This window comes from Streptomyces sp. NPDC029151 (genome assembly GCF_055564315.1).
Genome location: NZ_JBVHWQ010000003.1, coordinates 291,763 through 317,762 on the forward strand (window position 1 = coordinate 291,763; position 26,000 = coordinate 317,762).

The 26,000-nt window shown below is 73.6% G+C and carries 20 protein-coding genes; all 20 read left to right on the forward strand.

Features of this window, described 5'->3' with window-relative positions; translation table 11 throughout:
• Positions 1–16: 16 nt before the first annotated feature.
• The 20 genes from ACZ4VF_RS14290 to ACZ4VF_RS14385 are packed head-to-tail and all read left to right on the forward strand — an operon-like array spanning position 17 to position 25,993.
• On the forward strand, positions 17–1,333 hold the full coding sequence (locus ACZ4VF_RS14290; protein WP_467926021.1) for a nucleotide sugar dehydrogenase: 1,317 nt from the start codon (positions 17–19) through the stop codon (positions 1,331–1,333).
• Entirely contained in the window at positions 1,323–2,588 is a 1,266-nt protein-coding gene (locus tag ACZ4VF_RS14295) for a glycosyltransferase family 4 protein (protein WP_467926023.1), read from the forward strand. Before ACZ4VF_RS14290 ends, ACZ4VF_RS14295 begins: the two co-directional genes overlap by 11 nt.
• Entirely contained in the window at positions 2,585–3,982 is a 1,398-nt protein-coding gene (locus tag ACZ4VF_RS14300) for a Wzz/FepE/Etk N-terminal domain-containing protein (RefSeq protein WP_467926024.1), read from the forward strand. Before ACZ4VF_RS14295 ends, ACZ4VF_RS14300 begins: the two co-directional genes overlap by 4 nt.
• Positions 3,979–5,541: a Wzz/FepE/Etk N-terminal domain-containing protein gene (locus tag ACZ4VF_RS14305; protein WP_467926025.1), complete on the forward strand. Its 1,563-nt coding sequence runs from the start codon at positions 3,979–3,981 to the stop codon at positions 5,539–5,541. Before ACZ4VF_RS14300 ends, ACZ4VF_RS14305 begins: the two co-directional genes overlap by 4 nt.
• 2 nt (positions 5,542–5,543) lie before the next feature.
• Complete coding sequence (gene asnB, locus ACZ4VF_RS14310) at positions 5,544–7,478, forward strand: asparagine synthase (glutamine-hydrolyzing) (RefSeq protein WP_467926027.1); 1,935 nt, start codon at positions 5,544–5,546, stop codon at positions 7,476–7,478.
• A gap of 17 nt (positions 7,479–7,495) precedes the next feature.
• A complete protein-coding gene (locus ACZ4VF_RS14315) occupies positions 7,496–9,697 on the forward strand; it encodes a bi-domain-containing oxidoreductase (RefSeq protein ID WP_467926028.1) in 2,202 nt (733 codons plus the stop codon).
• On the forward strand, positions 9,694–11,646 hold the full coding sequence (locus tag ACZ4VF_RS14320; RefSeq protein WP_467926029.1) for an alginate lyase family protein: 1,953 nt from the start codon (positions 9,694–9,696) through the stop codon (positions 11,644–11,646). The genes ACZ4VF_RS14315 and ACZ4VF_RS14320 overlap by 4 nt, the downstream gene beginning before the upstream one ends.
• Positions 11,647–11,654: 8 nt before the next feature.
• A complete protein-coding gene (locus ACZ4VF_RS14325; protein WP_467926031.1) occupies positions 11,655–13,199 on the forward strand; it encodes a right-handed parallel beta-helix repeat-containing protein in 1,545 nt (514 codons plus the stop codon).
• A 1-nt stretch (position 13,200) separates the two neighbouring features.
• Positions 13,201–14,427: an O-antigen ligase domain-containing protein gene (locus tag ACZ4VF_RS14330; protein WP_467926032.1), complete on the forward strand. Its 1,227-nt coding sequence runs from the start codon at positions 13,201–13,203 to the stop codon at positions 14,425–14,427.
• A gap of 2 nt (positions 14,428–14,429) precedes the next feature.
• Entirely contained in the window at positions 14,430–15,638 is a 1,209-nt protein-coding gene (locus tag ACZ4VF_RS14335) for a glycosyltransferase (protein ID WP_467926033.1), read from the forward strand.
• The gene (locus ACZ4VF_RS14340; RefSeq protein WP_467926035.1) at positions 15,635–16,888 is read left to right on the forward strand and encodes a class I SAM-dependent methyltransferase; all 1,254 of its coding nucleotides are present in this window, start codon (positions 15,635–15,637) and stop codon (positions 16,886–16,888) included. The genes ACZ4VF_RS14335 and ACZ4VF_RS14340 overlap by 4 nt, the downstream gene beginning before the upstream one ends.
• Positions 16,885–17,679 carry a sugar phosphate nucleotidyltransferase gene (locus ACZ4VF_RS14345; protein WP_467926036.1) on the forward strand — a complete coding sequence of 265 codons (795 nt, stop codon included), beginning with the start codon at positions 16,885–16,887 and terminating at the stop codon, positions 17,677–17,679. Before ACZ4VF_RS14340 ends, ACZ4VF_RS14345 begins: the two co-directional genes overlap by 4 nt.
• Positions 17,676–18,323 carry a PIG-L deacetylase family protein gene (locus tag ACZ4VF_RS14350; RefSeq protein WP_467926037.1) on the forward strand — a complete coding sequence of 216 codons (648 nt, stop codon included), beginning with the start codon at positions 17,676–17,678 and terminating at the stop codon, positions 18,321–18,323. The genes ACZ4VF_RS14345 and ACZ4VF_RS14350 overlap by 4 nt, the downstream gene beginning before the upstream one ends.
• A 3-nt stretch (positions 18,324–18,326) precedes the next feature.
• Positions 18,327–19,352, forward strand: a complete 1,026-nt coding sequence (locus ACZ4VF_RS14355) for an NAD-dependent epimerase/dehydratase family protein (protein WP_467926038.1) — start codon at positions 18,327–18,329, stop codon at positions 19,350–19,352.
• Between the two features lie 41 nt (positions 19,353–19,393).
• Positions 19,394–20,647 carry a DUF4910 domain-containing protein gene (locus ACZ4VF_RS14360; RefSeq protein ID WP_467926571.1) on the forward strand — a complete coding sequence of 418 codons (1,254 nt, stop codon included), beginning with the start codon at positions 19,394–19,396 and terminating at the stop codon, positions 20,645–20,647.
• Complete coding sequence (locus ACZ4VF_RS14365; protein WP_467926040.1) at positions 20,644–21,951, forward strand: hypothetical protein; 1,308 nt, start codon at positions 20,644–20,646, stop codon at positions 21,949–21,951. Before ACZ4VF_RS14360 ends, ACZ4VF_RS14365 begins: the two co-directional genes overlap by 4 nt.
• Positions 21,948–22,895 carry a glycosyltransferase family 2 protein gene (locus ACZ4VF_RS14370; protein ID WP_467926041.1) on the forward strand — a complete coding sequence of 316 codons (948 nt, stop codon included), beginning with the start codon at positions 21,948–21,950 and terminating at the stop codon, positions 22,893–22,895. Before ACZ4VF_RS14365 ends, ACZ4VF_RS14370 begins: the two co-directional genes overlap by 4 nt.
• Complete coding sequence (locus ACZ4VF_RS14375; RefSeq protein ID WP_467926042.1) at positions 22,892–24,112, forward strand: polysaccharide pyruvyl transferase family protein; 1,221 nt, start codon at positions 22,892–22,894, stop codon at positions 24,110–24,112. Before ACZ4VF_RS14370 ends, ACZ4VF_RS14375 begins: the two co-directional genes overlap by 4 nt.
• Positions 24,109–24,660 (forward strand): dTDP-4-dehydrorhamnose 3,5-epimerase family protein, encoded by a 552-nt coding sequence (locus ACZ4VF_RS14380; protein WP_467926044.1) that lies wholly within the window; start codon positions 24,109–24,111, stop codon positions 24,658–24,660. The genes ACZ4VF_RS14375 and ACZ4VF_RS14380 overlap by 4 nt, the downstream gene beginning before the upstream one ends.
• 7 nt (positions 24,661–24,667) lie before the next feature.
• A complete protein-coding gene (locus ACZ4VF_RS14385; protein ID WP_467926045.1) occupies positions 24,668–25,993 on the forward strand; it encodes a glutamate-1-semialdehyde 2,1-aminomutase in 1,326 nt (441 codons plus the stop codon).
• Positions 25,994–26,000: the final 7 nt, after the last annotated feature.

Here is a 26,000-nt window from a genome sequence, read left to right on the forward strand (position 1 = left end):
GGGGGAGGAACGGATCATGAGAGTCAGTGTTTTCGGGCTCGGCTACGTGGGCTGCGTGTCGGCCGCGTGCCTGGCCAGCATGGGTCACGAGGTCATCGGGGTGGACGTGAACCCGGTGAAGGTCGACCTGGTCAACGACGGCAGGGCCCCGGTGGTCGAGGAGCGGATCGGCGAACTCACCGCCGAGGTCGTGGCGGCCGGGGCGCTGCGCGCCACCGGCGACGTCCGCGAGGCGATCAGGGGCAGCGACATCTCGCTGGTCTGCGTGGGGACGCCGTCGGAGCCCAACGGCAGCCTGTGCACCACGTACCTGGAGCGGGTCACCGAGGAGATCGGCGCGGCGCTGGCCGAGCGGGGCGGGCGGCACACCGTCGTCTTCCGCAGCACCATGCTCCCGGGCACCTGCCTGAACCTGCTGGTGCCGATCCTGGAGAAGTACGTCGGCGGTACGGCCGGAGTGGACATCGGGATCGCGGTCAACCCGGAGTTCCTGCGCGAGGGCACCAGCGTGCGGGACTTCTTCGATCCGCCCAAGACCGTCATCGGCGAGCTGGACACGGCGAGCGGCGACGCGGTGACGGCGCTGTACGACGGCCTGCCGGGCGAGGTGTTCCGGGTGCCGGTCCCGACGGCCGAGGCGATCAAGTACGCGGACAACGCCTTCCACGGCCTCAAGATCGGTTTCGCGAACGAGCTGGGCGCGGTGTGCCAGGCCCTCGGGGTGGACTCGCACCAGGTGATGGACGTGTTCCTGGCCGACCGCAAGCTCAACATCAGCCCCGCCTACCTGCGGCCCGGCTTCGCCTTCGGCGGCTCCTGCCTGCCCAAGGACCTGCGCAGCCTGGTCCACGCGGCACAGCGGGCCGACGTCTCGGTGCCCATCCTCGCCCACGTCCTGCCCTCCAACTCCGACCACCTGCAGCGCGCGGTGGACCTGGTCGAGCGCACCGGCAGACGCCGGATAGGCATGTTCGGGCTCTCCTTCAAACCCGGCACCGACGACCTCCGCGAGAGCCCGCTCGTCGAGCTGGCGGAGCGGCTCTTCGGCAAGGGGTACGACCTGCGGATCTACGACGCCAACGTGAACCTCTCCCGGCTGATCGGCGCGAACCGCGAGTACATCGAGAACCGGCTGCCGCACCTCGCGCAGCTCCTCGCGGACTCCGTCGCGGAGGTGCTGGACCACGCCGAGGTGTGCCTGGTCGGAACCAGGGACCCGGCCGTGCTGTCGGCGCTGCCCCAGGGCGACGGACCGGTGCTCGTCGACCTCGTCCGCCTCCCCGACGCCGAGGCGCGCCGGGCCGAACCGGGGTACGTGGGCCTTGCCTGGTGACGCGGTGAGCGGTGACGGGTCGGGCCGACGGGCGCTGATCCTGGTGGAGAACCTGTCGGTGCCGTTCGACCGGCGGGTGTGGCAGGAGTGCACGACGCTGCGGGACGCGGGCTGGGAGGTGCACGTCATCTGCCCCCGGGGGACCAAGCGGGACACCGAGCCGGAGGCAGAGATCGACGGGGTGCGCATCCACCGCTACCCGTTGCGCGCGGCCACCGGAGGACCGGCCGGCTACCTGCGGGAGTACGGGGCGGCGCTGTGGCACACCGTCCGGCTGGCCCGGAAGGTCGGCCCGGTCGACGTGGTCCACGCCTGCAACCCGCCCGACCTGCTGTTCCTGCCGGCCCTGTGGCTCAAGCGGCGCGGCGCGCGGTTCGTGTTCGACCAGCACGACCTGGTACCCGAGCTGTACCTCTCCCGGTTCGGGCGCGGCGAGGACCTGCTCTACCGCGCCGTGTGCGCGCTGGAACGGCGGACCTACCGGGCCGCGGACGTCGTGCTCACCACGAACGAGAGCTACCGGGACGTCGCGCTGCGCCGCGGCGGGCGGCGGCCGGAGGACGTCTTCGTGGTGCGCAGCGCGCCCGACACCGACCGGTTCCACCCCGTGCCGCCCGAACCCGAACTGAAGCGCGGCAAGCCCCATCTGCTGTGCTACCTCGGCGTCATGGGCCCGCAGGACGGCGTCGACTACGCCTTGCGGGCCCTCGCGAAGCTGCGCGACGACCTCGGAAGGACCGACTGGCACGCGGTGTTCGTGGGCGCCGGCGACACCTTCGACGCGATGGTGGAGCTGTCCCGGCGGCTCGGGCTCTCGGAGCAGGTGCAGTTCACCGGGCGCGTCCCGGACGCCGACCTGGTGCGCTACCTGTCCACCGCGGACGTGTGCCTCTCCCCCGACCCCCGCAATCCGCTCAACGACGTGTCGACCATGAACAAGGTCCTGGAGTACATGGTGATGGGCCGGCCGATCGTCTCGTTCGACCTGAAGGAGGCGCGGGTCTCCGCCGGTGACGCCGCCCTCTACGCCCCCGCCGACGACGAGGCCGCGTTCGCCCGGCTCATAGCGGTGCTGCTGGACGATCCGGAGAAGCGGGCCTGGATGGGCAAGACCGGTCAGGAGCGGATCGGCGGGCCGCTCTCCTGGCGCAACTCGCAGGCGTCGCTGCTCGCCGCCTACGCCGCCGCCTGCCGTGGCCACGCTCCGGTGGCGGCGGGCGCCCCGGGCCGGGCAGGGAAGAGGCCGCGGCGTTGAGCGACGACACGATACGCCTGGTCACGATCGGGCGGATACTCCGCCGTCGCTGGCGGCTGCTCGCCGTCCTCGCGGTGGTGGGCGCGCTCGTCGGCTACGGCACCTCCCTGCTGTTCCCGCCCCGGTACACGACGTCGGCGTCGGTACTGCTGCCGGGGCAGTGGGAGGAGCGCGAGCTGCTGACCCAGGCGGAGATCGCCACCAGTTCGGTGGTGGTGGACCGCGCGGCCGCCGCACTCCGCTGGCCCGGGGTCGGCGGCAGGGAGCTCCAGGACCGGGTGAGCGCCAAGGCCGCCGACGGGAACATCATCAGGATCTCGGGCACGGCCGACACCCCGGAGCGTGCGCAGCGGCTCTCCGACCAGGTGGCGCAGCAGTTCGTCGCCTTCGCCGCGCGGCTCGCGGGCGACGGCACCGACACCGGATCGGCGGACGGGCCCGACGCGCTGCGCAAGATGGTGGCGCAGACCAGCCGCCGCATCACCGACCTGGCCGAGGCGGCCGATCCGGGACAGACCGTGGAGAGCGTGCAGGCCCGCACCGAGCTGGAGAAGCTGCGGACCGCTCTGCAGGACGCCGTGAAGAAGCTGGACGAGGCCGGCCCGGCGGCCGACAGGGCCACCATGGTCGTCATGGGGCCGGCGGCCCGGCCGACCGGGGAGGCGGCACCGACGAGGACGCAGTTCGTCGTCGCCGGGGCGGTGCTGTTCCTGCTGCTCGCGGTCATCGGCCATCTCGCCGCCGCGCGGATGAGCCGCCGGCCGCGCACCGCGCCGGAGATCGCCGCGGCGCTCGGCTCGGCGCTGCTGGGCACCGTCGACGTACCCGGTGACGGGCCCGGGGGGCGCCCGGAGAGCCGTGGCGCGCGGGCCTGGATCCGCCGGCTGCTGGGCCTCGACACCCGGTGGGACGTACCGGACCCGCAGCCGTCCGGCGGCGAGGCCGGCAGGCGGATCCGCTACCGGCGGGTGTGTGCCCGCCTCCGGGACCGGCTGCCGGGCTCGCGGCGGCTGCTGGTCGTCGTACCGGACGGCGACGAGATCGCCCGCCGGGCCGCGGGACGGCTGGTCGCCGAGGCCGAGGACGACCTCTCCCCGGCCTCGTCGAGCAGGGGGTGCCCCGCGCTGCGGGCGGTGGAGGTCTCGGTGGTCCGACCGCTGGTGCCGGACCGGGACACCGAGTCCGGTGCCCTGGTGGTGCTCAGCGCGGGCGGCTGCACCACCGGGGAGCTGGCCGGTATCGCCGAGGCGTGTGCGGACGCGGGGCACGAGGTCGTCGGCGTCGTCGTCGCCGGCGCGGCCCGGGGCCGTCCGGCGCGGTCCGCCGGACGCCCCGCGGACGAGGGCGCTCTGGCACTCGCGGGGCACGGACGGGCGACGGGAGGCTCGGCATGACGACGAGCGGGACACCGGAGCCGTCGGCCGCCGCTCCGCTGCTGGATCTGCAGGCGCTGGTGGTGGCCGTACGCCGACGCCGCCGTCTGTGGTGCTCCCTGGCGCTGCTGGGGCTGCTGCTCGGGGCCGCGGTGGCGGTCCTGATGCCGCCTCCGCCGGCCGCGACGACCAAGGTGCTGGTCGCGCACAAGGAGGACCAGCCGAACGACACCGGCACGCTGATCCGTACCGATGCCGCGCTGCTGCACACCACGCGGATCGCCGGCGAGGCCCTGCGGTCCCTCAAGTCCCCCGAGGACCCCGAGGACTTCATGCGGGACTACCGCGGTACCGGCCTGACCAACAACCTGCTGCAGATCGACGTGACGGGCGCCAGCGAGGCGGAGGCGGTGGCCCGGGCCAGGGCGCTGGCCGACGCGTTCGTCGCGGACCACGTGCGGCGGATGCGGGAGACGGCGAAGGCCGAGTCCGAGGCGCTGCTCGACCAGCGTGACCGCATGCGCAAGGAACTCGCCCAGGTCAACAAGGAGATAGGGGACGGACCGCCGGAGAGCGGCCCGAAGGCGTCGGCGAGCATGGAGTCGCTCTTCGCCCGCCGGGCCGAACTCACCGCGCGGATCGCCGACTTCGACCAGCGCGCCGAGGAGGCGCGGATGGGCACGCCCCAGCTCGTCGCCGGCACGCAGATCGTGGACGCCCCGCGCCCGGTACGGCGGTCCCTGCCCAGGGCCGCTGCCACCGACGCCGTGATCGGGCTCGTCCTCGGGCTCGTCCTGGGGCTCGCGGTGGCCGCGGTCGGCGCGGTGGTGGCGGACCGCCCCGTGCTGCGCCGGGAGATCGCCGCGAACCTCGGCGCCTCGGTCATCGCGGAGCTCCCCCGCACACCCCGCCGTCCGGCCGGACGGTGGCAGCGCCGCAGGACCCGGGCGGCACGCGAGCGGCTCACCGCGTCCCTGGCCCGGACCGTGCGCGGCTCCGCGGAACCGGTGTCGCTGCTGGAACTGGGCTGCGCGCGCAGCACGAGCGCGCTCGCCCTGGGTGTCGCCAGGGCGCTGGCGGCGGAGGGGCCCGTGGTCGTCGTCGACGGCCTGCCCGGACGGCAGCTCGCGGGCCGCCGCCGGAAGCCGGGCGACCCGCCCGTGGTCGGCGAGGAGGACGCCGAGGCCCTGCCGCGCGAGGGGCTCCGGCTCGGTGTCGGCTCGGTCGCGCCCGGCACGGCGTGGACCGACCTGCGGTACCTCGGCACCCGGACCGTGCTCGTCGTACGCGCCGGGCACGGCAGCGCCGCGTGGCTGCACACCGTGGCGCGGCAGCTCGTGGACCAGCGGATCCCGGTGACCGGTGTGGTGCTGATCGACCCCGATCCGCGGGACCGGACCGACGGCACGCTGTGGGACGGGCTGCACATCGCGCTGCGGGGCCACGGCGAGCGGCTCCCCCGGCAGAACGGCGGGGGCACCTCCCACGCCGTCCAGGCAGCGGGAGAGGGCCGGCGGCAGACGGAGCGGCTGCCGATGTGGGCGGGACGGGTCCCGGACAGCGACCAGGAGGCGCGGTAGACATGTGTGGCATCGCAGGCACGTACCGCTGGCCGGACGGGAAGGCCGTGACCGACCGGCTCACCGACACCCTCGCCCACCGCGGGCCGGACGGGGCGGGCCGGTACAGCCACCCCGCCGGTGACGGCGAAGTGCACCTGGGGCACCGCCGGCTGGCCATCATCGACCTGTCCGACACCGGCGCCCAGCCGATGGTCTCGGACGGTCTCGTCCTGACGTACAACGGCGAGCTGTACAACGCGCCGGAGCTGCGCGCCCAGCTCGCGGCCGCCGGGGTGCGCTTCCGCGGCACCTCCGACAGCGAGGTGCTGCTGGAGGCCTGGCGGCGCTGGGGCACCGACTGCCTGTCCCGGCTGCGCGGCATGTTCGCCTTCGGGATCTTCGACGAGCGGACCGGTGAGCTGGTGCTCGCCCGCGACCAGCTCGGCATCAAGCCGCTGTTCCTGCTCCGGCGCGGCGAGGGGCTGGTGTTCGCCTCCGAGCTGAAGGCGCTGGCCGCCGTGACCGGCGGGTCGCTGGAGGTGGACCACGCGGCACTGGTGGCCTCGCTGCTGTACTACTGGGTGCCGGACTCGCGGTGCGCGTTCCGCGAGGCGGAGAAGCTGCCGCCGGGGAGCTGGCTGAGGTGCCGGCCCGACGGCAGGGTGGAGCGCGGCCGGTTCTGGCACCTGAAGGACGTCGCCGCCGAGGGCCGGGAGCGGGCCCGGGCCGGCGAGCGGCCGGACCTGGCCGCCGTCGTGGAGGAGTCCACGCGGCGGCACCTGCTGTCCGACGTGCCCGTGGCGACCTTCCTCTCCGGCGGCCTCGACTCCAGCTATCTGACCGCGCTGGCGGCCCGCGACCGGCCCGGGATCTCCGCCTACACGATCGGGTTCCGCGCCGAGGACGCCAGGTTCGAGGCGATGCCGGACGACCTGCGCTACGCCCGGCAGGTGGCCGAGCGGTTCGGCGTGGACCTGCACGAGATCGAGATCGCGCCCGACGTGCTCGACCTGCTGCCGCGGATGACGTACCACCTGGACGAGCCGATCGGTGATCCGGCCGCGATCAACACGTTCCTGATCTGCTCGGCCGCCCGGGAGGCCGGCGTCAAGGTGATGCTCTCGGGGATGGGCGCCGACGAACTGTTCGCCGGGTACCGCAAGCACCTGGCCAACCTGCTCGCGCTGCGCTACCAGCGCGTCCCACGGCCCCTGCGGCGCGGGGTGTCCGCGGCCGTGGACCGGCTGCCGGTCGCCACGTCACGCCGGGGGTTCCGGTCGGTGCGGTTCGCGAAGCGGTTCCTCTCCTTCGCCGATCTGCCGGAGGAGACGGCGTTCCGGCGCAGTTACACCCTGTACGACCGTCAGGAGCTGCTCGCCCTGGTCGATCCGGACCTGGCCCCGGCGGTCGAGGACGTACTGACCGAGCACGCGGACGTCTACGAGGACAACGACCTCGACGACTTCGTCAACCGCATGTGCCTGGGCGACGCCCGGATGTTCCTGCCGGGCCTCAACCTCGCCTACACGGACCGCTCCAGCATGGCCGCCTCGACCGAGGTGCGGGTGCCGTACGTGGACGTCGAGGTGGTCAGGGCGGCGTTCGCCGTGCCCGGCGACCGCAAGATCGCCGGACGGCAGGGCAAGGCCGTCCTCAAGGAGGCGGCCGCCTCGGTCCTGCCCCGGGAGATCGTCTACCGGCCCAAGGGCCTGTTCAGCGCCCCGCTGCGGGCCTGGATGAGCCGGGATCTGGCACCGCTGGTGCGCGAGGTGGTCAACGACGGGCTGCTGGTCCGTTCCGGTTTCCTGCGCCGCGACGCGCTGGCGCGGCTCGTCGCCGAGGACGCCGCCGGGCAGCGGGACTTCTCCAAGCATCTGTGGCATGTGCTGACCCTCGAGTACTGGTATCGCGACGCGACCTCCGGGTCCGGCCAGAACTCGCCGTCGACGGTGTAGAGACAAGAGGACTTCGGGTGAAACAGGTCGTACAGAACTACAAGAGCGGCGAGCTGGCGGTGCTCGACGTGCCGGTGCCGGGGTGCAAGCCGGGCGGTGTGCTGGTCCGAACCGCCTATTCTCTGATCTCCACCGGGACCGAGCTGATGAAGGTCTCCGAGGCCGGCATGTCGATGCTGGGCAAGGCCCGCTCCCGTCCGGACCAGGTGGCCAAGGTCATGCAGAGCGTGGCCACCAACGGGGTGCCCGCCACCTACCGCAAGGTGATGGGCAAGCTGGACTCGTACACACCGCTGGGCTACTCGCTGTGCGGGGTGGTCGAGGAGGTCGGCGCCGGGATCGACGACGTGGCGGTCGGTGACCTCGTGGCCTGCGCCGGCAACGAGCACGCGCTGCACGCCGAGTTGAACTGGGTGCCGAAGAACCTCTACGCCCCGGTGCCGGACGGTCTCGCGCCGTCGCACGCGGCCTTCGGCACCGTCGGGTCGATCGCGTTGCAGGGCGTCCGGCAGGGTGCGCCACAGCTCGGCGAGGTCGCGCTGGTCATCGGCCTCGGTCTGATCGGGCAGCTGGTGGTGCAGCTCCTGGCCGCCTCGGGGGTCCGCGTCGTGGGCGTCGACCCCGATCCGGTGCGCTGCGAGCTGGCCGAACGCCTGGGCGCCGAGGCCTGCGGCGATCCGGAGTCCGCCGCGGTGGAGAGCGCCGTCGCCGAACTCACCGCCGGGCACGGCGTGGACCAGGTGTACCTGGTGGCCGGCGGCGGCAGCAACCAGCCGGTCGAGCTGGCCGCCCGGCTGTGCCGGGACCGCGGCCGGGTCGTCGACATCGGCAAGTGCCGCCTGGACCTGCCGTGGAACGCGTACTACGAGAAGGAACTCGACGTCCGTTTCTCCCGCAGTTACGGCCCCGGGCGCTACGACCCCGAGTACGAGCTGGAGGGCCGTGACTATCCGATCGGCTACGTGCGCTGGACGGAGCGCCGCAACCTGGCGTGCTTCCTCGATCTCCTCGCCCGTGGCCGCGTGGACGTGCAGCCCCTGGTCTCGCACGTCGCCGAGTTCGACGACGCCGTGGAGACGTACCGCGCTCTGAAGGACGGCGACCTGAAGGCCGTGGCCGTGCTGTTCCGCTACCGCGCGCACACGGCGCAGGCGGCGGCCCCCGAAGTGGCCGTGCCCGTCGTGGGCGTGCCCGTCGTGGACGTGGGGCGCGGTCCGGTCCGGGCCGCGAGGACTCCGGTCAGGCTGGCGTTCGTCGGCGCCGGGAACTACGCGAGTTCGATGCTGCTGCCGCACCTGGCAGGGCGCGACGGCGTCGAGCTGTCCACGGTCGTCACCACGACGTCGCTGTCCGGGGCCAACGCGCAGCGGAAGTTCGGCTTCGCCGCGGCGACCACCGATCTCGACGCGGTGCTCGGCGACAAGTCCGTCGACGCGGTGTTCGTGGTCACCCGGCACAGCTCGCACGCCGAACTGACCCGGCAGGCGCTGCTGGCCGGCAAGGCGGTGTTCGTGGAGAAGCCGCTGGCGCTCACCGAGGACGAGCTGGCGGGCGTGCTCGCGGCGGTGGAGGAGTCCGGCAACGACCGGCTGCAGGTGGGCTTCAACCGCCGGTTCGCACCGCTGCTGCAGGAGGCGAAGCAGCGCTTCGGCGCCCGGACCGGTCCGGCGAGCCTGCGCTACCTGGTCAACGCGGGCCGCCTCGACCACGGCAGCTGGTACCTCCGGCAGGGCACGGAGGGCTCGCGGTTCGCCGGTGAGGGCGGGCACTTCATCGACACGGCGAGCTGGCTGCTGGAGGCCGACCCGGTCTCGGTGTACGCGACCGCCACGTCCGGCAACGAGGACCTGCAGGTGGTGCTGCGCTACCCGGACGGGTCCACCGCCACCGTCAGCTACGTCACCACCGGTTCGCCCGGCTTCCCCAAGGAGACGCTGGACCTCATCGCGGACGGCAGGGTGCTCCGGCTCGACGACTTCGTCCGTGCCTCGCTGTACTTCGAGAGCACCGCCGGCCGCAAGCGGTGGGTCAGTTCGCGGCTGCCCAAGGCCCGGGACAAGGGCCAGAACGCCGAACTGGCCGCGTTCGTCAAGGCCGTGCGGTCGGGCGGGCCGATGCCGGTGCCGCTGCGGTCGCTGGTCGCCACCACGGCGGCCACCCTCGCCGTGCGGACCGGACTGGCCACCGGTGCGCCGGTGACGTTGGCGGGGACGCGATGACGGTGAGCTCGGGGAGTGCGGGCTGGTACCTGCGGCGGCTGTCCCGGATGGGGCCGGGCGAGGTCGTCGGCCGGACGGTCGACGCGGTGCGCAGGCGGCGGTGGCGGTCGGCGCCGCCGGTCTGCCCGGCCGTGACGGGCGCCCGGTTCACCGCCGTACTGCCGGCGGGGACGCTCGCCACGGTCCCGCCGGACGCCGCGAAGCGTCTCGTGGCCGAGGCGGACCGGCTGATGGCCGGGCAGGCCGAGTACTTCGGGGTGGTCCGCGACGACCTGGCCGACCCGGACTGGTGGTACGACCCGAAGACCGGGCGCCGGGCTCCGCAGGGCTACGCCTTCGACGTGCCGTACCGGGACGAGGAGGCGGCCGGGGACATCAAGCAGATCTGGGAGCTGTCCCGGCACCAGTACCTCACGGTGCTCGCCGCGGCCTACGCGGTCACCGGGGACGAGCGGTACGCGGAGCGTGTGGCCGCGCACCTGCGGTCGTGGTGGGCGGCCAACGCGCCGCTGCGCGGGGTGCACTGGGTCAGCGGCATCGAGCTGGGGATCCGTCTGCTGTCGTGGGTGTGGGTCCGCCGGCTGCTCGACGGCTGGCCGGGCGCGGCCGCGCTGTTCGAGGACAACCCGGTGGCCCACCGCCAGATCTGGCACCACCAGCGCTGGCTGGCCGCCTTCCCCAGCCGGGGGTCGTCGGCGAACAACCACGTCATCGCCGAGGCCGCCGGGCAGTTCGCCGCGGCCTGCGCGTTCGGGTGGTTCCCCGCCTCGGCGCGCTGGCGCGCGGACGCGCTGCGGTCGCTGGAGCGGCAGCTGCGAAGCAACACCTTCCTCTCCGGACTGAACCGGGAGCTGGCCTCGGAGTACCACGGGCTGGTGCTGGAACTCGGCCTGGCCGCGCTGGCCGAGGCGGACGCGGCGGGCGTGCCGGTCCCCGCGACGGTACGGCTGGTGCTGCTGCGGATGACCGACGCGCTCGCGGCCGTGGTGGACGACCGGCTGCGGCCGCCGCGCCAGGGGGACGCGGACGACGGGTACGGGCTGGTCGTGGACGGCGCGGGCACCGACCGGTGGGCCTCGCTGCTGTCCACCGGGGACGCCGTGTTCGGCCGGCTCGCCTGGTGGCCGCGGGTGACCGGCAGCGATGTGCGCACCGCACTGCTGGCCGGGCTCGTCGACCGTAGGGAGCCGGCCGTGTCCCGCCCGGCGGACCGGCCGGCGCACTTCCCCGACGCGGGCATGACCATCCTGCGGGGGCCGGGAGAGATCTGGTGCCGCTGCGACGGCGGCCCGCACGGCTTCCTGTCCATCGCCGCGCACGCCCACGCGGACGCGCTGTCCCTGGAGGTCCGGCACGACGGGGTGGACGTGCTCGCCGACCCGGGAACGTACTGCTACCACGGGCAGCCCGAGTGGCGGCGGTACTTCCGGTCGACCCTCGGCCACAACACCCTGCAGCTGGACGGCGCCGACCAGTCCGTCTCCGGCGGCCCGTTCCTGTGGACCCGGCACGCCACGAGCCGCGTCCTGGCCGTGGACACGTCCGGCGAGGACGTGGCCCGCTGGTGCGCCGAGCACGACGGCTATCCGGGCTCCGTGCACCGCCGCCGGGTGGAGCTGACGGCCGCGCGCCGGGAGCTGCGCGTGGTGGACGAGGTGCGCGGACCGCGCCGGGCCGCACGTCTGGCGTTCCACCTGGGGCCGGCGATCACCGCGGAGCTGACGGGCCACCGGGCCGTCCTCACCTGGACCCGGAACGGCGAGGACCGCTCCGCGGTGCTCGACCTGCCCGCGCAGCTGTCCTGGCGGGCGCATCGCGGTGAGACGGATCCTCCGCTGGGCTGGTACTCGGCCGGTTTCGGGCGCAGGGAACCCGCCACCACGCTGGTCGGCACCGGTTTCACCGACGGCGCGGAGGGATTCACCACCGTGCTCGGGTTCCGCGGCTAGGGGGGCGCGTGGGGACCAAGAGGCGGCACTGGGCGTCGGCGGCGGTACCGCTGGCGCTGGCCCTGCTGGTGGCGACCGGCTGCGAGAACACACCGGGACCCCGGGCGAAGCCGGCCGCCACGCCGACCACCGCGCCGTCCACGTCCGCGGCCCGCTCCGTGGCCCGGGTGTGCGCCGAACCCGCGGCCGGGCCGGCGAAGGCGCCGGCGGGCGCGGTGACGGTGGACCCCGCGGTCGTCGGCGACCTCGCGGCGAAGACCAGGAGCCGCCCCCCGCACACCACGTTCTGGCTCCGGCCGGGCAGGCACAGGCTCGACCCGGACCGCTACGCCCAGATCGTCCCCAAGGAGGGCGACCGCTACCTCGGGGCGCCGGGCGCCGTCCTCGACGGCCGGAGGAAGAACCAGTACGCGTTCGGCGGCACCGCCCGCGACGTCACCGTCCGCTACCTGACCGTGCAGGGTTTCGTCGCGCCGCAGAACGAGGGCGTGGTCAACCACGACTCGGCCGACGGGTGGGTGATCGAGCACACGACGATCCAGAACAACGCCGGCGCCGGGCTGATGGCCGGCGCCCGGCAGCGGGTCCGCGCCAACTGCCTGCGCGACAACGGCCAGTACGGCATGAACGCGTACAAGTCCGGCGGTCCCCTGCGCGGCCTGGTGGTCGAGGACAACGAGATCACGGGCAACAACACCGGTGACTGGGAGCGGCGGCGGCCGGGCTGCGGCTGCACCGCGGGCGTGAAGTTCTGGGCCGTCGACGGGGCCGACGTGCGCGGCAACTGGGTGCACGACAACCGGGGCGCCGGGCTGTGGGCGGACACCAACAACAACGACTTCCGCATCGAGGACAACGTGCTGGAGGCCAACGACGGTGCCGCGCTGATCTACGAGACCAGCTACAACGCGGTCATCCGGAAGAACACGATCCGGCGGAACAACTGGGTCGAGGGCCGCAAGGCGGCCGACCGCGGCGACACCTTCCCGTTCGCGACGGTCTACCTGTCCGAGTCCGGCGGCGAACCACGGATCCGCGCCCGCACCGACAGGATCGAGATCTACGGGAACGTGCTGGAGAACAACTGGTCCGGGATCACCCTGTGGGAGAACGCCGACCGGTTCTGCAACAGCCCGGCCAACACCTCCTCCGGTGACTGCACCCTGCTGGTGAAGCACACCGGCCGCTGCCGGCAGCCGGCGATCGCCACCGCACCGCTCTACGCCGACTGCCGGTGGAAGACCCAGCGGGTGGACATCCACGGCAACCGCTTCGTGCTGGACAAGTCCGTCGTCGGCTGCACGGTGCGGTGCGACCGGATGGCGGTGCTGGCCAACTACGGCACCTACCCGGACTGGTCGCCGTACCAGGGCGAGCGGGTGGCCGAGGCGATCACCCGCGGGCAGCACAACCGCTGGCACGACAACGTCTACGTCGGACCGTGGGTGTTCGTCGCCCACGACCCGAGCCGGACGCTGGACTACGCGCAGTGGCAGGGCACGCCGTACCGGCAGGACACGGGCAGCTCCTTCGACCCCCGGGCCGGTGGTTGAGATGCGCGGGGAGACACCGAGGACGGTCGGGATCGTGTGGGGGCTGCTGGTCCTCAACACGCTCGGCTCCGCCGGGGCGAAGACCATCGTCCCGCTGCCCCGCTCCCTCATCCAGATGGTCACCATGGGCGCGCTGGTCGCCGCGTTCGCGCTGGCGCTCACGGTCAACCTCCGGCTGCGCATCCGGCCCGGCGCCTACGTCTTCCTGCTCACCCTGCTGCTGGTGCCGAGCGTGATCTCCAGCGCGCACCTGGAGTCGGGGTTCGGCGCGCTGTTCCGCTGTGCCCGGCTGGCCCTCTTCGTCGGCACGCTGTGGCTGCTCAGCCGCTGGTGGGACGGCGGCCTGACGTTCGTGCGGCACCACGTCCGGATGTACTTCGCGGTGCTCGGGTCGGTGGCCGCCGGCCTGGTCGTCTCCCCGGGCGCGGCGCTGCCCGACCTCTACGGCGGGCGGCTGGTCGGCGCGTTGTGGCCGCTCACCCCGCCGCAGATCGGACAGTACGCGGCGGTGATCACAGGCCTCACCGTGCTCCTCGTCCTGGGCCGCAGGACCGACCGGACCAGCGCGGCTGTGGTCATCGTGCCGTCGCTCGTCCTGCTCGCGCTGACCCATACCCGCACGGCCACGCTGGGCCTGCTCATCGGGCTGGCGCTGGCGATCGGCTCGCTCGTCCTGACCAGCGCCGCCGCCCGCCGGTTCTTCGCCTGGGCGGTGCTGTGCGCCACCGTGGCCGCGGTCGCGCTCGGCTCCCTGCTGCAGGCCTGGTTCCTGCGCGGGCAGAGCAAGGAGAACTTCTCCAGCCTCACCGGCCGGGCCAAGGTCTGGGACGCCCTGCTGGCAGCGCCCCGGACCCCCTCGGAACGGCTGTTCGGCACGGGCCTGGGCGACAAGTCGTTCGGGGGGCTGCCGATCGACAACAGCTGGCTGGCCGTCTACCACGAGCAGGGGCTGACCGGCGTCGCCCTCGTGGCGGCGGTCCTCGTGGTGCTGGGCGGCGTCGCCCTGCTGCGGCCACCGTCGCTGTCGAGGGCCTGCGCGATCTTCCTGATCAGCTACTGCGCGATCGCGTCGTACACCGAGGCCGGGCTGGGCGACGCCTCGCCGTACCTGCTGCACCTGGCCGTGGCCGCCTCGCTGCTGGCGACGCCTGCCGCCGCTCCCCCGGCGGCGCCCGGCGTTCCCCGACGGCGCGTGCCGCGCTGGGCCCAGAGATCGGAGGTGACCTGAGCATGCACGTCCTCGTGGTGCACAACCGCTACGCCTCGGCGCAGCCGAGCGGCGAGAACAAGGTCGTCGACCAGGAGGTGGAGCTGCTGCGCGCGGCCGGCCACCGGGTCGAGGTGTTCGAGCGGCGCAGCGACGACATCGCCGCCCGCTCCCTGCCGGGGAAGGCGGCGCTACCGTTCCTGGTGCCGTGGAACCCGGCGGTCCGCACGGAACTCGCCGACCGGCTGCGCACCGGGCGGCCCGACGTCGTCCACGTCCACAACGTCTTCCCGCTCCTGTCGCCCGCGGTCCTCGCCGCCTGCGCCGACGCCGGCGTGCCCGCCGTCGCCACGCTGCACAACTACACCCAGATCTGCCCGCCGGGCACGCTGCAGCGGGACGGCCGGCCGTGCACCGAGTGCGTCGGGGCCACACCGCTGCCCGCCGTCCGGCACGGCTGCTACCGGGGCTCCCGCCTCGCGACGGTGCCGCTCGCGGTCAGCCTGTCGGTGAACCGGCGGCGGTGGTGGTCCGGTGTCGAGCGGTTCCTGTGCATCTCCGCGGCGCAGCGCAACGTCCTGGTGCGGGCCGGCATGCCGGCCGAGCGGCTGGCGGTGAAACACAACTTCGTGCCGGATCCGGGCACGTGCCGTGCCGGCGAGGGAGAGCACCTGCTCTATCTCGGCCGCCTCGCGGAGGCCAAGGGCGTACGCCTGCTCATGGCCGCGTGGGACGAGATCGCGGCGGGCGGCGGGGTGGGCGTGCCGCTCGTGATCGCCGGCGCGGGGCCGCTGGAACGGGAGGTGGCCGCCTGGGCGGCGGGCCGGGCCGACGTGCGCCCCGTCGGTCTGCTGGACCCGGCGGAGTGCCGCGAGGTCATCGCGCGCTCGGTCGCCGTGGTGGCTCCCTCGACGTGGCTGGAGGCGTTCGGCCTGGTGGTCGTGGAGGCGATGGCGGCCGGGGTCCCGGCCGTCGCCGCCGGTCACGGCGCCTTCGTCGAACTCGTCGAGGACGGCGTGACCGGGCTGCTGCACCGGCCGGGCGAATCCGCCTCGCTCGCGTCCTGCATACGCCGGATCGCGGCCGAACCGGCCCTGGGCCGGGAGATGGGCCAGGCGGCCCGGCGCCGTTACGAGCAGGGTTTCAGCCCGGCCGTCGGCCTGGAGCGCCTGCTGGAGGAGTACCGCACCGCGATCGCGGGACGGACGGAACCATTGGGGGGCAGTACATGACACGATGCCGACTCTGCGGCTCGGCGGCGCTGGCGAGCGTCGTCGACCTGGGGGCGACACCACCGTGCGAGAGCTTTCTCGCCGCGGACCGACTGGACCAGCCGGAGCCGGCGTACCCGCTGCACCTGCGGGTCTGCACCGACTGCTGGCTGGCGCAGATCCCGCCGCTGATCACGCCGGAGGAGACGTTCAAGGAGTACGCGTACTTCTCCTCGTACTCGACCTCCTGGGTGGAGCACGCGCGCGCGTTCGTCGACGGCGCCGTACAGCGGCTGGGTCTGGGCCCCGACGCCTTCGTGGTCGAGGTCGCCAGCAACGACGGGTACCTGCTCCGGCACGTGGTGGACCGGGGGATCCGCTGCCTGGGCATCGAGCCGTCGGTGAACGTCGGTGCCGCGGCGCGGGACGCGGGTGTGCCCACGCTGACGGAGTTCCTGAGCCCGGACACCGGAGCGGCCGTCCGCGCCGAGCACGGCCCGGCGGACCTGGTCGTCGCCAACAACGTGTACGCGCACATCCCCGACGTGGTCGGGTTCACGCGGGGGCTGCGCGCCCTGGTCGCCGACGACGGCTGGGTCTCCATCGAGGTGCAGCACCTGCTGACGCTGATCGAGGAGAACCAGTACGACACGATCTACCACGAGCACTTCCAGTACTACACGGTCGCGTCCGCGATCCGGGCCCTGGAGAGCGGCGGACTCGCGCTCGTGGACGTCGAGTTGCTGCCCACGCACGGCGGCTCCATCCGGCTGTGGGCGCGGCCGGCCGAGGCGGCGGGCGAGCGGACGTCGCGGGTGGCCGACGTGCTGGACCGGGAGAAGGCGGCCGGGCTGCAGGAGCTGTCCGGGTACACCGAGTTCTCCGCCCGGGTGGCCAAGGTGCGCCGGGACCTGCTCAAGTTCCTCATCGAGGCGGCCGAGCGCGGCGAGACGGTCGTCGGCTACGGCGCCCCGGGCAAGGGCAACACCCTGCTCAACCACTGCGGCATCCGGCCCGACCTGCTCGCGTACACGGTCGACCGCAACCCCTACAAGCACGGCAGGTTCACCCCCGGCACCCGCATCCCGATCCTGCCGCCCGAGCGGATCGCCGCCGACAGGCCGGACTACGTGCTGGTGCTGCCGTGGAACCTGCGGGCCGAACTGGTCGAGCAGCTGTCCTTCGTGCACGACTGGGGTGGCCGGCTGGTCTTCCCCATCCCGGAACTGAGCATTGTCGAGGGCCGCGTCGCGAGAGGGGTCACAGCATGAAGGTCGTCCTGTTCTGCGGCGGTTACGGGATGCGGATGCGCAACGGCGCCGCGGACGACGTGCCCAAGCCGATGGCGATGGTCGGCCCCAGGCCGCTGATCTGGCACGTCATGCGCTACTACGCGCACTTCGGGCACAAGGAGTTCATCCTGTGCCTCGGCTACGGCGCGCACCACATCAAGGACTTCTTCCTCAACTACGAGGAGACGGCGTCCAACGACTTCGTGCTGCGCGGCGGACGCACCGAGCTGCTGTCCACCGACATCTCGGACTGGACGATCACGTTCGCGCAGACCGGCATCGAGTCGCCGATCGGGGAGCGGCTGCGCCGGGTGCGGCACCACCTCGACGGCGAGGAGATGTTCCTCGCCAACTACGCCGACGTCCTCACCGACGCACCGCTGCCGGAGATGATCGACCGGTTCGCGCAGCGCGACGCGGGCGCGTCGATGATGGTGGTGCCGCCGCAGTCGTCGTTCCACTGCGTGGAGCTGGGCGAGGACGGCCTGGTGGGCGGCATCACCGCGGTGAGCGAGCTGCCGCTGTGGGAGAACGGCGGCTATTTCGTGCTCCGGCAGGAGGTCTTCGACCACATCCCGGAGGGCGGGGACCTGGTCGCCGACGGATGCGCCCGGCTGGCCAAGCACGGACGGCTGGTGGCGCACCGGCACCGCGGCTTCTGGAAGCCGACCGACACCGTGAAGGAGCGCGCCGCGCTCGACGCCGCCTACGCCCGGGGCGACCGCCCCTGGGCCGTGTGGGAGCACGACGCCGCCGGGGTGGGCGCGTGATCCGGCTGGGGGCCGGGCGCCCGGACCGGATCGTGGCGGTGGGCGCGCACTGCGACGACATCGCCATCGGCGCCGGCGGCACCCTGCTGACGCTGTGCCTCGCGCGGCCGGGCCTGCGCGTCGACGCGCTGGTGCTCTCCGGCGGCGGCAGCGAGCGGGAGCAGGAGGAGCGGGCCGCGCTCGCCGCCTTCTGCCCGGGCGCGGACCTACGGCTGACCGTGCACAAGCTGCCGGACGGCCGGCTGCCCGCGCACTGGGAGGAGGCCAAGGCCGCGGTCGAGGAACTGCGCGCGCAGACCGACCCGGAGCTGGTCCTCGCCCCGCGCGCCGACGACGCGCACCAGGACCACCGCGGCCTGGCGCGGCTGGTGCCCACCGCCTTCCGCGACCACCTCGTGCTCGGCTACGAGATCGTCAAGTGGGACGGCGACCTCGGCCGCCCGGCGGCGTACCAGCCGCTTTCGCCGGAGACCGCCGAACGGAAGGTGCGGCTGCTGCAGGAGCACTACCCCTCGCAGCGGCACCGGCCCTGGTACGACCGGGAGGCCTTCCTCGGCCTCGCCCGGATCCGCGGCATCGAATGCCACGAGCGCTACGCCGAGGCGTTCGACGTCAGCAAACTCACGCTCAACCTGGGGGGTTGAACCTTGCGCGTACTGCTCACCGGACACCAGGGCTACCTGGGAACCGTCATGGCCCCGGTCCTCACGGCCGCCGGGCACGAGGTCGTCGGCCTCGACGCCGGCCTGTTCGCCGACTGCGTCCTCGGCCCGACGCCCGCGGACCCGCCGGGGCACCGGGTGGACCTGCGCGATGTCACGGCCGAGCACGTGACCGGGGTGGACGCCGTGATCCACCTGGCCGCGCTCTCCAACGACCCGCTGGGCTCGCTGGCCCCGGAACTCACCTACGACATCAACCACCACGCGTCCGTGCGGCTCGCCCGGCTGGCGCGCGACGCCGGGGTCGGGCGCTTCCTGTACGCGTCGACCTGCTCGGTGTACGGCGCCGCCGGCGGCGAGGACCTGGTGGGTGAGGACGCCCCGCTGCGCCCGGTGACGCCGTACGCGGAGTCGAAGGTGCGGGTGGAGGACGACCTGCACGCGCTGGCCGACGGGGACTTCAGCCCGGTGTTCATGCGCAACGCCACCGCCTTCGGCTACTCGCCCCGGCTGCGCGCCGACATCGTGCTGAACAACCTGGTGGGCCACGCGCTGCTGTCCGGTGAGGTGCTGGTGCTCTCCGACGGCACCCCCTGGCGCCCGCTGGTGCACGCCGCCGACATCGCACGGGCCTTCACGGCCGCGCTGACCGCGCCGCGGGAGGCGGTGCACGACCGGGCGTTCAACATCGGCAGCGAGGCCAACAACGTCACGGTCGCCGAGATCGCCGGGCAGGTCTCCGAGGCGGTGTCCGGCGCGAAGGTGGTGATCACCGGGGAGACGGGCGCCGATCCGCGGTCGTACCGGGTGGACTTCTCCCGGTTCCGCGCCGCGGTGCCCGGTTTCGAGTGTGAGTGGACGGTGAAGCGGGGCGCCCTGGAACTCGCCGACGCGTACCGGACGTTCGGGCTGACCAGGGACGACTTCGAGCAGCGCTTCACCCGCCTCGCGGTGCTGCGCGCGGCGTCCGGGGCCGGCACCGTCGACGACACCCTGCGGTGGCGCCGGTGAGCGCGGCCGGCGAGCAGCCGGCGGCCACGCCCGGCGAGGAGATGTACACGCTGGTGGAGCGGTTGTACCCGCTGTGCCGGAGCATCACCGGCGACGGGGTGCGCGCCACCTTGGACATCGTCGGCGAGTACGTCCCGCTCCAGGTGCACGAGGTGCCGACCGGGACGCAGGTGCTCGACTGGACGGTGCCGCGGGAGTGGAACATCCGGGACGCGTACATCGCCGACAGCGCCGGCAACCGGGTGGTCGACTTCGCCGCGTCCAACCTGCACGTGCTCGGCTACAGCGTGCCGGTGTCGGCGACCATGCCCCTGTCCGAGCTGCGCGCGCACCTGCACACCCTGCCGGACCACCCGGCCTGGGTGCCGTACCGCACCAGCTACTACACGCCGGAGTGGGGGTTCTGCCTGGCCCAGGAGACCCTGGACGCGCTGCCGGAGGGCGAGTACGAGGTGCGCGTCGACTCCACGCTCGAAGACGGCCACCTCACCTACGCCGAGCACGTGGTCCCCGGCCAGGTCCCCGACGAGGTCATCGTCTCCTGCCACGTCTGCCACCCGTCGCTGGCCAACGACAACCTGGCCGGCATCGCGGTGGCGACGTTCCTGGCCCGGGCGCTGGCGGAGCGGCGGCCGTACCACACCTACCGGTTCGTCTTCGCGCCCGGCACCATCGGGGCGATCACCTGGCTGGCCCGCAACGCGGAGCGGGTGGAGCGGGTCAAGCACGGGCTGGTGCTGGCCTGCGCCGGCGACCCGGGCCGGCTGACGTACAAGCAGAGCCGGCGCGGCGACGCGGAGATCGACCGGGTGATGCGGCACGTGCTGGAGACCTCGGGACGGCCGCACCACATCACCGAGTTCACGCCGTACGGCTACGACGAGCGGCAGTTCTGCTCCCCCGGGTTCGATCTCGGCGTGGGCTCGCTCAGCCGGACCCCGTACGCGGGCTATCCGGAGTACCACACCTCGGCGGACAACCTGGACTTCGTCTCCCCCCGCGCGATGGCGGACACGCTCGCCCTGTGCCGGGAGGCGTTCGCCGTGCTCGACCGCAACCGGCGGTACGTCAACCTCAGCCCCTACGGCGAACCGCAGCTGGGCCGGAGGGGGTTGTACGACTCGCTCGGCGGGCGTAGCGACGCCAAGCAGGCCCAGATGGCCATGCTCTGGGTGCTCAGCCTCTCCGACGGCGAGCACAGCCTGCTGGACGTCGCCGAGCGCTCCGGGCTGCCGTTCGACACCGTCGCCGCCGCGGCCGACGCCCTGCACGACGCCGGGCTGATCAAGGCATGACGCCGACGACCGCCGAGGGGGAGGATCCGCGGACGACGGCACCACCGGCCGGATCCGCCAAGCGGGCCCTCGTCGGCCGGCTGTCCTGGGGACTGGCCGACCAGGCGGCCTCCAGCATGTCCAACTTCGCGGTGGGCATCTACGTGGCCCGCTCGCTGGGGGTGACCGCGTTCGGCGTGTTCAGCCTGGCCTGGGTGACCTACGGCGTGGTGCTCAACGTCTCCCGCGGGCTGGCCACCGATCCGCTCGTGGTGCGCTTCAGCGGCGTGCCGGAGGCGTCCTGGCGCGGGGCGGTGGCCCGCTCGTCGGGTACCGCACTCGGTGTCGGTGCCGCCGTCGGCGCGGTGTGTCTGGTGGCCGGGCCGGCCCTCGGCGGCCGTGTGGGGCCCGCGTTCGCCTGCCTCGGCGTCATGCTGCCGGGGCTGCTGCTCCAGGACGCCTGGCGGTTCTCGTTCTTCGCCGCCGGCGCCGGGCGGAAGGCGTTCGTCAACGACGTGGTGTGGGGCGTCGCGCTCGTCCCGGCCATGGTCCTGGCGGCCCGCGTCGGCAGCGTGGCCGCCTTCGTGCTCGCCTGGGGGGTGTCCGCCACGGTGGCCGCGGGTTACGGCTACCTCCAGTCCGGCATCCGGCCCCGGCTGACCGGGGCGCGCGGGTGGCTCCGCGAGCAGCGCGACCTCGGCTCCCGGTACCTGGTCGAGAACACCTGCCTCAGCGGCGCGAGTCAGCTGCGGGCGTACGGGCTCGGCGCGATCGCCGGGGTCGGCGCGGTGGGCGCGGTGCGGGGCGCCGAGCTGCTGCTCGGCCCGTTCCTCGCCGTGCTGATGGGCCTGTCGCTGGTCACCGTCCCCGAAGCGGCCCGGGTGCTGCGGCGGAGCCCGCACCGCCTCGGCTCGTTCTGTCTCCTGCTGGGCGGCGGGCAGGCCGCCGGCGCGCTGCTGTGGGGCGGCGCGCTGCTGTTGTTGCCGGACCGGCTCGGCGCGCTGGTGCTGGGCGGGGTGTGGCACTCCGCCGCACAGCTCATCGTGCCGGTGACCCTCGGCGTCGCGGGCGCGGGCCTCGGCACCGGTGCGGCGGCCGGGCTGCGCGCGCTCGGCGCGGCCCGGCGCAGCCTGCGCTCCCAGCTGTTCGCGTCCGCGTGCTACGTCGGCGGCGGGCTCGGCGGGGCGGCCGTCGCCGGCACCGTCGGTTCGGCCTGGGGCGTCGCCGCCGCGACCGTCGGCGGCTCGGCCGTGTGGTGGCTGCACCTGCGGTCCGCCCTGCGCGAGCGCCACCACGACTCCGTTCCCGAAGTGAGGACCCCATGACCGACCGCCCCAGGCTGAGCATCGGCCTGCCCGTCTACAACGGCGAGGAGTACCTGGCCGAGTCGCTCGACGCGCTGCTCGGCCAGACCTACGAGGACTTCGAGCTGGTCGTCTCCGACAACGCCTCGACCGACGGGACCGAGGACATCTGCCGCAAGTACGCCGCGCAGGACTCCCGTATCCGGTACATCCGGCTGCCCCGGAACGTCGGTGCCACGCCGAACCACAACTACGTGTTCACCGAGTGCCGAGGCGAGCTGTTCAAGTGGGCCTCGCACGACGACCTGTACGCCCGCGATCTGCTGCGGCGCTGCGTCGAGGCGCTGGACGAGCGGCCGGAGGTGATCCTCGCGCACGCCGACCAGGCGGTCGTCGACGGCGACGGCCAGGTGAAGGTCCCGTACACGTACACGCTCGCCACCGACTCGCCGCGCGCCCCGGAGCGGTTCCGCAGCATGCTGTTCGAGCCCGGCGGCGACGACTTCTACGGGGTGATCCGGGCCGACGTGCTGCGCCGGGTGAAGCCGCTGGACAGCTACCACCACGCGGACCGCACGTTCGTCGCCGAGATCGCCCTGCACGGGCGCTTCCACCAGGTGCCGGAGCTGCTGTACTTCCGCCGCGACCACCCCGCCCGGGCGGAGCGTGCGAACCCCTCCAAGCGCTCCCGGTGCGTCAACCTGGACCCGCGCCGGGCCGGCCCCCTGCACCCGACGCCCCGGCTGCTCGCCGAGTACGTCTGGGGCTTCGTCGCGGCGGTCCGGCGGGCGCCGCTGTCCGCGGCCGACCGGCGCGCCTGCTACCGCCACCTGGCCGCGTGGATGACCAGCCGGGCCCGGCCGGGCGCCGGCGAGCGGGTCGAGGACCGCGCCCCGGTCGACCCGTCCCTGCTCGGCGTCTCCGTCGACGCCCTCGTCGCCGGCCGTGAAGGGCGGCGGGCGTGAAGCGGGTGACACGGGTGGGGGTGTTCGGCCTGCTCGGCTCCGGCAACCTCGGCAACGACGGGTCGCTGGAGGCCGTGCTGGGGTACCTGCGCGCCGAGCACCCGGAGGCGGTCGTGGACGCGCTGTGCGGCGGACCCGAGGTGGTCGAGGCCCGGTTCGGGATCCCCGCGACACGGCTGCACTGGTACCGAGGGGAGTACCGGACCGCGTCACGGGCGGGTGCGATCGCGGTGAAGGGGCTCGGCAAATTCGTCGACGTCTTCCGCACCGCCGCCTGGGTGCGCCGGCACGACGTGGTGATCGTGCCGGGCATGGGCGTGCTGGAGGCCACGCTGCCGCTGCGGCCCTGGGGGTTCCCGTACGCGCTGTTCCTGCTCTGCGCGGCCGGCCGGGTCTTCGGCACCCGGGTGGCGCTGGTCAGCGTCGGCGCCGCGCCGATCCGCGACCGGCCCACCCGGGCCCTGGTGCGCTGGTCGGCGCGGCTGGCCGCGTACCGGTCGTACCGGGACGCCCAGTCCCGTGACGCGATGCGGGCGATGGGCGTGGACACTGCGCGCGACGAGGTCTACCCGGACCTCGCGTTCTGCCTGCCCACCCCGGAGGTGAGCGCGCCTTCCGGGGCTCCGGGTCCGGTCTGCGTCGGCGTCATGGACTTCCACGGCGGCAACGACGACCGTGCCCGGGCCGAGGAGATCCACCGCCGCTATCTCGACGGGACGATCCGGTTCGTGCGCGCGCTGGTCGAGGAGGGCAGGCCGGTCCGGCTGCTCACCGGCGACGAGTGCGACGCCTCGGTGGTCGCCGCGATCCTCGACGCGGTGGACTCGCCGCTGGTCACCGCCGCCGAGCCGGCCTCACTGGCCGACCTGATGAAGGAGATGGCTGCTGCGGACACCGTCGTGGCGGTCCGCTACCACAACCTGATCTGCGCGCTGAAGACCGGCACTCCCGTGCTCGCCCTGTGCTATGCGGCGAAGAGCGACGCCCTGATGGACCGGATGGGGCTGGGCGAGTACCGCCACCCGGCGCGCGAGGTCGACGCCGACCGGCTGCTCGGACAGTTCCGTTCGCTGGAGCGGCGGTCGGCCGAGCTGCGGAAGGTGCTCGCCGAGCGGAACCAGGCGGCCGTCCGGCACCTGGAGCAGCAGTTCACCGCCCTGACCGCCGCCGTGTTCCCGGCGGCCGACCACACCCACGCCCCGCGGGAGGCACCATGAAGGCGACCGGAGTCCCGGAGATCGCGGGCGCGTACCTCTTCGAGCCGACGCCGTACGCCGACGAACGCGGCTTCTTCTGCCGCACCTTCGACGCCGACGTGCTCCGCTCGGTGGGCCTCGACCCGCACGCCTTCGTCCAGGACAGCGTGTCCCGTTCGGTGCGGGGCGTGCTGCGCGGGCTGCACCTGCGCTCCGGGGCGGGCGAGGCCAAGCTGGTGCGGTGCTCGTACGGGAGGATCTTCGACGTCGTCGTGGACCTGCGGCCGGACTCGCCGACCTACCTGGGCCGGGCCTTCTTCGAACTGTCCGGCGAGACGCAGGCGACCCTGTACATCCCGGCGGGGTGCGCGCACGGCTTCCAGGCGCTGACCGGGACCGCCGACACCTCGTACCGGATCGACCGCCCGCACGACCCGGCCGAGGACGTGACGATCGCCCACGACGACCCGGAGCTGGCCGTGCCCTGGCCGCTGCCGGTCACCTCGATGTCCCAGCGGGACCGGGAGGCGCCGAGCCTCGCCGAGGTCCTGAAGCACCAGGAAGGATGAAGTCGGCTTGGACACTGGAGAGTTCCACCTGCCCCGCTCGCGGGCGGCGAACGAACGACTGCACACCCTGATCCCCGGGGGCGCCCACACCTACGCCAAGGGCGACGACCAGTACCCCGAGAACCTCGCCCCGGTGATCAGCCACGGCCGCGGTGCCCACGTGTGGGACATCGACGGCAACCGCTACGTCGAGTACGGGTCCGGCCTGCGGTCGGTCAGTCTCGGCCACGCCCACCCCCGCGTGACCGAGGCGGTGCGCCGCGAACTCGACCGCGGCGGCAACTTCGTCCGGCCCTCCGTCGTGGAGCTTCAGGCGGCGGAACGCTTCCTGGCCACGGTGCCCACCGCCGAGATGGTGAAGTTCGCGAAGAACGGCTCCGACGCCACCACCGCCGCGGTGCGCCTGGCCCGCGCCGTCACCGGGCGGCCGCGGGTGGCCCTCTGCGCCGACCATCCGTTCTTCTCCGTCGACGACTGGTTCATCGGCACCACGCCGATGTCGGCCGGCGTTCCGGCGGCTACCACCGAGCTGACCGTGTCGTTCCCCTACGGGGACCTGGCCGCCACGGAGGACCTGCTCACCCGGTACGAGGGCGAGGTCGCCTGCCTGGTCCTGGAACCCGCCACCCACACCGAGCCGCCACCCGGGTACCTCGCCGGTCTGCGCGAGCTGGCCGACCGGCACGGCTGCGTCCTGGTCTTCGACGAGATGATCACCGGCTTCCGCTGGTCCGAGGCGGGCGCCCAGGGCCTGTACGGCGTCGTCCCCGACCTCTCCACGTTCGGCAAGGCGCTGGGCAACGGATGCGCCGTCTCCGCGCTGGCGGGGCGCCGGGAGCTGATGGAGCGGGGCGGGCTGCGTCACTCCGGCGACCGGGTGTTCCTGCTGTCCACGACGCACGGTGCGGAGACGCACTCCCTGGCGGCCGCGACGGCCGTGCTCACCACCTACACCGAGGAGGGCGTCACCGCGCGGCTGCACGCCCTCGGCGAGCGGTTGGCCGCCGGTGTCCGCGGCGCCGCGGCCGCCATGGGCGTCGGTGAGCACGTCGTCGTCCGGGGCCGGCCCAGCAACCTGGTGTTCGCCACCCTCGACGAACGCGGGCAGCCGTCGCAGGAGTACCGCACCCTGTTCCTGCGCCGGCTCCTCATGGGCGGGGTCCTGGCCCCGTCGTTCGTAGTGAGCAGCGCGCTCAGCGACGCCGACATCGATCACACCGTCGACGTGGTGGCCGAGGCGTGCGCGGTGTACCGGAAGGCGCTGGACGCCGGCGACCCGACTCCCTGGCTGGGCGGACGCCCGGTGAAGCCGGTGTTCCGCCGCCTGGCGTGACGTGCCG